Genomic DNA, 7,824 nt, shown 5'->3' on the forward strand with positions numbered 1-7,824 from the left:
CGGCTCCCCACCGCCCTGGACACCTTCGGCACCTGCCGGGCCGGCCGCGGTCGGGGGCGCCGCGGCCGGCCGTACGCCTCAGCGCTTCAGACCGTGCTCGATGGCCTCGATGATGCGGGGCCGCAGCTCGGCCGCCTTGATGATCGCGTCCACCGAGCCGACCTCCACGGCGCGCTGGATGCTGTGCACCCGGTCGAACTCGGCCGCCACCTGACCGAGCTTCTCCGAGCGCACCGCCGACTGCACCTCGCCCAGCTGCGCGTTCAACGCCGCCCGCTCGGCGCCGCTGGCCGCCGCGATCCGCGCCTGCAGCTCGGTCACCCGCGGGTCGTTCGCCGTACGCGTGTTCACCTCACCGGAGAACACCACGGCCGCCGCCGGGGCACCGCCGAGCACCGAGGCGAACGAGCCCTCCAGCGCCAGCACGGTCATGGTCGGGTTCAGCGCCTTGGAGAACACCACGAACGCGCCGCCGTGGTAGCGCGAGATCACGCAGAACACGATCGGGCCCTCGAAGTTGACGATCGCCCGGCCGATCTCGGCGCCGTACTCCAGCTGGAGTTTGCGCATCGACTCCGGGGAGCCGTCGAAGCCGGACAGGTTGGCCAGCACCACCACCGGCCGGTTGCCGGACGCCGCGTTGATCGCCCGGGCGGTCTTCTTCGACGAGCGCGGGAACAGCGTGCCCGCCGTGTAGGTGTCCGGGCCGTCGGTGGGCGGGAAACCGCGCCGCGGCACCGACCGCGACTCGATGCCGATCAGGCAGACCGGCCAACCGCCGAGGTGCACGTCCTGCACCGCGGAGGTCTCCGCGTCGGCCATGCCCGCCCAGCGTTCCAGCACCGGGTGGTCCTGGTCGGCCAGAGCGCGCATCACCGTACGGATGTCGAACGGCTTCTTGCGGTCCGGGTTGTGCTCGGTGGAGAAGATCTGCCCGACGGTCGCGAAGTCACTGCCGGGGAAGGTGTGCGGGAACGACGACACGTCACGGTCCACCGGGTCGTCCGTGCGCGCCTTACGCGGCCCGCTCTCGCCGGGCAGGACGTACGAGTGGTCGTAGTGCGCCATCAGCACGTCGCGGGCGGCCGGCAGGCTCGGCGCCCAGTACTGCGCCTGGCCGTTCGGGCCCATCACCCGGTCGTAGCCGCCGATGCCGAAGTTGTCCTCGGCCGACACGCCGCCGGAGAAGTCCAGCGACTGCTTGCCGGTGAGCACCATCGCCGAGTCCGGCGTCATCACCAGGATGCCCTTGGTGTGCATGAGCATCGTCGCCTCGGCGTTCCAGTACGGCTGGGCGCCCACGTTGATCCCCGCGACGACGATGTTGATCTCGCCGCCCTGCTGGGTGAACGTGACGATCCGCTTGAGCGCGGCGGCGACCCAGTCCATGTTCTCGGTGCCCGAGGTCATCGAGATGCGCGCGCCCGCCGACAGCGCGAACCACTCCAGCGGCACCCGCATCCGCTCGGCCAGGTCCAGCGCGGCGATGACCCGCGAGCACTCCGGCTCGGACAGTGCGCCCAGCGCCTTGGTCGGGTCGCCGAGCAGCACGACCCGGGTGACGCCCTCGGCGTACCGCTCGGTCGGGGTGGTGACGACGCCCGCCACGATCGCCGCGGAGTTGCGGCCGCGGGGCCGGTCCACCGGCACGAGCACGCCGTTGTCGTCGAGGTCGTGCTCCACGAAACTGCCCTGCGGCCCGGCGAGCAGCCCGGTCAGCTCGTACGGGTACACGTTGCCGCGCCGGGCCGCGCGCAGCACCTTCTGCCGGTAGTCGTCCAGCGGCTGCACCGGCTCGGTCGACGGCTTGTCCACGTGCAGCTGCGCGCCGTTGCCCGGATCCAGGGTGATGCGGACGGCCACCTCGGTCAGCTCGCCCGCGGCGTTGCGCTGGCGGGCCACGAACTGGACCTCCTCCAGCCCGGCCCCGGCCGAGGTCGGCAGGATGCGCTGGACCAGAGCGTTCAGCTCGTCGCTGGTGAGCTCGGTGGCCGGCCAGACGTACATCATGATCCGGTTGGTGTCGAACCGCTTGTTCGGCGGGCGCTGGGCCTGGATGTTGCGGATCGCGTCCAGGCCGGCCGTGATCGCGTCCTCCACCGCGGGCAGTGCGACCAGCCGGCCGTCGGCCTCGCGCAGCGGCGTCAGGTCGCGGACCTGGCCCATCGCGAACAGCCGCTCGTCGGCCGGGTTGCTCTTGGCCACCGCCTTGAACAGGTAGATCTCCTCGTCCGCCGACGGCAGCCGGGTGAGGTCGAACTCGCGCAGCCGCTGCAGCTGCAGGCGCCGCGCGATCTGCGGGTGCAGGCCACGGATCAGCCGGTCCTCGGTGAAGCCCGCTTCGTCGGGCCGGAAGGTGAAGTGGTGGTGCATGACCGCGCCGCTGGTGCCGGCGACGGTCGTGGTGATCCGGCGGACACCGGCGGGCAGGCTGCACACGGCGAGCAGCTCACCGAGCCGGACCGCCATCGCGTCGGCGTCGGGCTGGTCCTCCCAGGTGACGTAGAGGTCGGCGACCAGGCCGCGCTCGGCGACGTCGGCGGCCAGCGTGCCGACCGCGTCGAGGGCATCCGGCAGGGCGGCGATGTCCACGGCGGTGGTGACCACGCGGGTCACCCGTTCCGAGCCGGTGTGCACGGCGGTGACGAACCGGCAGCCCGCGATGTCGCGCGCGGTCACCTCGGACAGCCCGCGGTTGCCGTAGTAGCGGCGCGTCAGCACCTCCAGCAGGGCGGCGTGGTCGCGGCCGGGCCGGCCCATCCGCTGCCCGATCAGCCGGACCAGCGGTTCGGCGCTGGCCACCATGGCCTGGATGCGCTCGGCGCGGTCGGCGGCGTCCGGGTTGTTGTCCAGGTAGCGCAGCTCCTCCCGGACCGCGGCGTAGACCTTGGCGCGGTTGCGGCGCAGCAGCGGCTGGACGAACCAGCGGAACACCACCCCGCGGGCCAGGTCGGCCACCGCGGGGAAGCGCACCTGAGTGGCCTCCACGAGGTGCTCCAGGGTGAGCCCGGCCCGCTCGCTCAGCGACTCGGCCGGCGGCGGCCCGGCCAGCCACTGCCGCAGCAGTTCCGAGACCACGGCGACGTCGGTGGACATCCGCTGCTGGGCCAGGAAGATCCGGAAGACCGCGGCCTCGAGCTCCGGCGTCCGGTCCAGGTCGTTGACGCCGTAGTGGGCCAGCATCTGCCGGAGCTTGACCTGGAACGCCTCGGTGACCCCGGCGCGCTCGACGTCGAGGCTCTGCAGGTAACTGTGGAAGTACTCGCGGGGGCTGTGCACCGGGCTGCCCGGCTCCACCTCCACGTCACCGGCGGGTTTGTTGCGGCTCAGCTCCGACAGATCGGCGAAGACGGTCAGCACGGTCAGCTCACCGGCCAGCGGCTGGCCGCCGAGCTCGGCCCGGGCGGCCAGGTAGCCGGTCAGCAGGCGCTTGCGGTCGCGCGGGTCGGCGTCGAAGCCCAGCAGCAGGCTGCGCAGGTCCTGCAGGCCACGCTCGACGCGGTCGGCGGCGGACACGTCGGCGGGCTCGCCGGGCAGGTCGACCTCGACGGTCTCGCCGGCCCCCGCGGCCTGCACCTCGGTGCCCTCCTCGGCCAGCGGCTCCAGGCGCATCAGCGGCGTACCGGTCTCGACCTGGCTGCCCACCGACACCGGGCACTCCCGCACCCGGGCCCGGAACGGCGCCCGCAGCACCGTCTCCATCTTCATGCTCTCCAGCACCAGGATCGGCGCGCCGGCCTCGACCTCGTCCCCGACGGCCAGCGGCGTGGCCACCACCAGCGCGGGCGCGGGCGAACGCACGACTCCGCCCTCGTCGCGGCTGACCCGGTGGGTGACCCCGTCGACCTCGACCAGGTGGATCGGGCCGTGGGTGGCCGACACCAGCCGGAACCGGTGGCCGTTGACCACGACCCGGCCGCTGTGCGCGTCGAAGCGTTCCACCTCGACGTCGGCCGGGTGCATGTCGCCGCCGCCGGAGATGCCGACCCGGAAACGCTGCCCGCCGACCCGGGCGACACTCACCCGGTACGAGGAGCCGCGCAACTTGAGGTCGAGCGGGCGGGCGATCTCGTGCTGCACCTGGGGCCGGCCGCCGTGCGCGGTGGCCAGCAGGCGCTGCCGGCTGACCTCCTCCTCGTCCTGATACGCCTCGATCGCGGCCACGGCCAGGGCGATCGCCGAGTGCCGGTGGCTGACCAGGCGGCCCTCGGCCCGGACCCGGTCGATCCAGCCGGTGTCGGCGCTGGCGTCGATGACCTCGGGCTGGTCGAGCAGGTCGAGCACGAAGCTCTTGTTGGTGGTGCCGCCCTCGATGATCACGGTGGTCTCGGCCATCGCGCGGCGCAGCCGGCCCAGCGCCTCGTCACGGTCCCGGCCGTACGCGATGATCTTGGCAATCATCGAGTCGAAGTCGGCCGGGATGGTGTCACCCTCGCTGACCCCGGTGTCCACCCGGATGCCGGGCCCGGCCGGCAGCAGCAGCCGGGTGATGCGGCCGGGCGACGGGGCGAAGTCGCGGTCCGGGTCCTCGGCGTTCAGCCGGGCCTCGACGGCACCGGGCCGACCGGGCCGGCCGGGCCCTGTCGCTGACCCGCAAGGAGTTCGGCGTGCTGGAGATGCTGGCGGCCGCCGACGGCTCGGTGGTCAGCGCCGAGGAACTGCTGGAGCACGTCTGGGACGCCCACGCGGACCCGTTCAGCAACGTGGTGTCGGTGACCCTGGCCCGGTTGCGGCGCAAGCTCGGCGCCCCGCCGCTGATCGAGACCGTGGTCGGCCGGGGCTACCGCCTGTGACCGCCGTCTGGCGTGCGCTGCGGCCCCGGCTGACCGTCCGGGTCCGGCTCACCCTGCTGTACACGGGGCTGTTCGCCGCCTGCGGGATGATCCTGGTGGCGATCACCTACGGCCTGCTCGCCGGCAACCTGCCCGGGCCGGAGCCGGCCAAGGACCGCACGAGCCCGGCCGACGCGAAGCAGGTCATGCCGGTCGAATTCGCCGCGGCCTGCGCCAAGGCGACCTCCGAACCCGGCGCCGCGCCGGAGCTGTTGATGAAATGCAAGGCGGCGTACCAGGAGGGCGTTCTCGACGGGGCCGAGACCCAACGCGAGGCGACCCTGGACCAGCTGCTGCGCTATTCGCTGGGCACGCTCGCGGCGGTCACGCTGCTGGCGGCGGTGGCCGGGTGGATCGTCGCCGGCCGGGTGCTGCGCCCGGTGCACCGGATCACCGCGGCGGCCCGCGACGCCTCCGAGGACCACCTCGCGGCCCGGGTGGCGCTGACCGGCCCGCACGACGAACTGCGCGAACTGGCCGACACGTTCGACGCCATGCTGGACCGGCTGCAGACCGCGTTCGAGGGCCAGCGCCGCTTCATCGCCAACGCCGGCCACGAGCTGCGCACCCCGCTGACCGTCATGCGGACCGCCGTCGACGTGGTGCTGGCCAAACCGGAACCGACCCGCGACGAACTGATCGGCCTGGGCCGCGACGTCCGGACCGCCGTCACCCACGCCCAGGCCCTGATCGACGCGCTGCTGACCCTGGCCCGCACCGACCGCGGCCAGGTCGGCCGGGAGCCGGTCGACCTGGCGACGGTCACCGAGGACGCGATCGACGCCGCGGCACCCACACCCGGCACAACCCGGCTGCACACCTCCCTGGCCCCGGCCCCGACCAGCGGCGACCCGATCCTGCTCGAACACCTCGCGGCGAACCTGGTGGACAACGCGGTGCGCTACAACGTCCCGGGCGGCGCGGTGTGGGTGAGCACGGCCAGCGCCGGCGGCCGGGTGGTGCTGACAGTGGACAACACCGGGCCGGTGATCGCCCCGGAGGCGGTGGAGACGCTGTTCGAACCGTTCCGGCGGCTGCGGGAGCGGACCGGGGACGGCGGATTCGGGCTGGGGCTGGCGATCGTGGCGTCGATCGCGGGCGCGCACGGCGGCGAGGCGGTGGCCGGGGCCCGTCCCGGCGGCGGCCTGAGCGTGACGGTCAGCCTGCCGACTCGTACGCCCTAACGCCCGTCGACGACCGCGGACGGCGTGGCCCGGCCGGTCCTCAGTTCGCGGGCGATGACCGTCAGCAGATGCTGGGCGCTGACCGGCTTCTGCAGCAGGATCGCCCCGGTCGGCAGGGTGCCGCGGGCCGCCAGGATGCTCTCCGCGTAGCCCGACATGTACACCACCCGCAGTCCCGGCAGGTCCCGGTGCACGGCGGTGACCATGTCCGGCCCATGCATGTCGGGCAGCACCACGTCGGTCAGCAGCAGGTCCAGGACGTCGGCCGCTGCGGCCAGGGTCAGCGCCTCGGCGGCGGTGCGCGCCGACCGGACCCGGTACCCGTTGCGGTCCAGGACGCGTTCGGTCAGGGCGCGCAGTCCCTCGTCGTCCTCGACCAGCAGGATCGTCTCGCCGGCGCCCGGCCGTACCCGCGTCGACGTGCGGGCCGCCGGACCCGCGTTCTGCTCGGTGACCGGGAGCAGCGCGGCGATGGTCGTGCCGTGGCCCAACTCCGAGTAGAGCTGGGCGTGCCCGCCGGCCTGGGCGATGATGCCGTAGATCGTGGCCAGGCCGAGCCCGGTGCCCTGGCCCTTCGGTTTGGTGGTGAAGAACGGTTCGAAGGCCCGTTCCAGCGTCTCCTGGTCCATGCCGGTGCCGGTGTCGCTGACCGCCAGCCGCATGTACTGCCCGGTGCGCACGCCCGGGTGCTGCGCCGCGTAGTGCTCGTCGACCGTGACGGCGTCGGTGTCGATGGTCAGGGTGCCGCCGTTGGGCATCGCGTCACGGGCGTTGACGGCCACGTTGACCAGCACCTGTTCCAGCCGGCCGACGTCGGCCAGGACCGGCGCCGAGTCCTCGGTGAGCCGGGTGATGAGGGTGATGTCCTCGCCGAGGGTGCGGCGCAGCAGCTTCTCCACGTCCGCCACCACACTGTTGAGGTCGAGGGCGGTCAGTTCGGCGACCGTGTCGGCGCGGGCGAACGCCAGCAGCTGACGGGTGAGGCCGGCGGCCCGGTCACCCGCCGCGACGATCTGCAGCAGGTCGTCGTGCAGCCGGGCCCACGTGGGGTCACGGGCCGCCAGCTCCTCGACGTCGGCGGCGGACATGCCCGCGTAGCCGTTGATGATCCCCAGCAGGTTGTTGAAGTCGTGCGCGATGCCGCCGGCCAGCTGCCCGAGGCTCTCCAGCCGTTCCGACTGGCGCAGCCGCTGGCGCAGGTGGTGCCGCTCGGTGACGTCGTCGACGACGGCGCACCGCACGGTGCGCCCGGCGAACGTGGTCAGGTGCGAGGTCACCTCGACCTCGGTCACCCGGCCGTCGTGCTTGCGGTGCCGGCGGGCCCGGCAGCGTTCGACCGGCGCGGCCGCGGCCAGTTCTTCCCGTACGGCGGCAGCGTCATCAGCCGGGCAGAGGTCGGTGACCACGGCGCTGAGCAGGGCTTCCCGGTCCCGGCCGAAGTAGTGCACGGCGGCGTCGTTCACCGCCACCACGGCCAGCGTCTCGACGTCGAACAGGTAGATCGGGTAGGGGTTGGCGTCGAACAGCTGCCGGTAGTTGCGTTCGTGCTCACGGGCCAGCTCCTCGGCCCGGCGCCGCTCCCCCAGTTCCCGGTCGACCGCGGCGAGCAGGCCGGCGAACTCCGCGCCGAGATCACTGACCTCCCGCGGGCCGGTGACAGTCACCGCCGGCTCCAGGTGACCACTGGTCGCGGCGGCCCGGACGGCGGTGCGCAGCCGGCCGATGGGCCTGGTGATCCGGCGGTACACCAGCAGCGTGGCCAGCAGGCCGGCGAGCAGCCCCACGGCGGTGATCCCGGCCTGGCGGCG

2 protein-coding genes and 2 pseudogenes are annotated in these 7,824 nt (G+C 73.3%); 2 read left to right on the forward strand and 2 right to left on the reverse strand.

What is annotated here, in order from left to right; genetic code table 11:
* Positions 1-78: 78 nt before the first annotated feature.
* A pseudogene (locus AB0C29_RS23515) lies at positions 79-4,554 on the reverse strand (carboxyl transferase domain-containing protein); the annotation flags it as partial.
* A gap of 26 nt (positions 4,555-4,580) precedes the next feature.
* Here AB0C29_RS23515 and AB0C29_RS23520 point away from each other — a divergent pair.
* Both AB0C29_RS23520 and AB0C29_RS23525 read left to right on the forward strand, forming a co-directional pair.
* Positions 4,581-4,793 (forward strand): annotated as a pseudogene (locus tag AB0C29_RS23520) (winged helix-turn-helix domain-containing protein); the annotation flags it as partial.
* The gene (locus AB0C29_RS23525) at positions 4,790-6,016 is read left to right on the forward strand and encodes a HAMP domain-containing sensor histidine kinase (protein ID WP_360823715.1); all 1,227 of its coding nucleotides are present in this window, start codon (positions 4,790-4,792) and stop codon (positions 6,014-6,016) included. The pseudogene AB0C29_RS23520 and the gene AB0C29_RS23525, both read left to right, overlap by 4 nt.
* On the opposite strand, the gene AB0C29_RS23530 is transcribed toward AB0C29_RS23525, so the two are convergent.
* Positions 6,013-7,824, reverse strand: a 1,812-nt coding sequence (locus tag AB0C29_RS23530) for an ATP-binding protein (protein ID WP_360823718.1), incomplete at its 5' end; no start/stop codon positions are given. The two genes, AB0C29_RS23525 and AB0C29_RS23530, sit on opposite strands and share 4 nt — an antisense overlap.

Origin of the sequence: Actinoplanes sp. NPDC048791 (genome assembly GCF_040650095.1) — a bacterium.
Classification (GTDB): domain Bacteria; phylum Actinomycetota; class Actinomycetes; order Mycobacteriales; family Micromonosporaceae; genus Actinoplanes.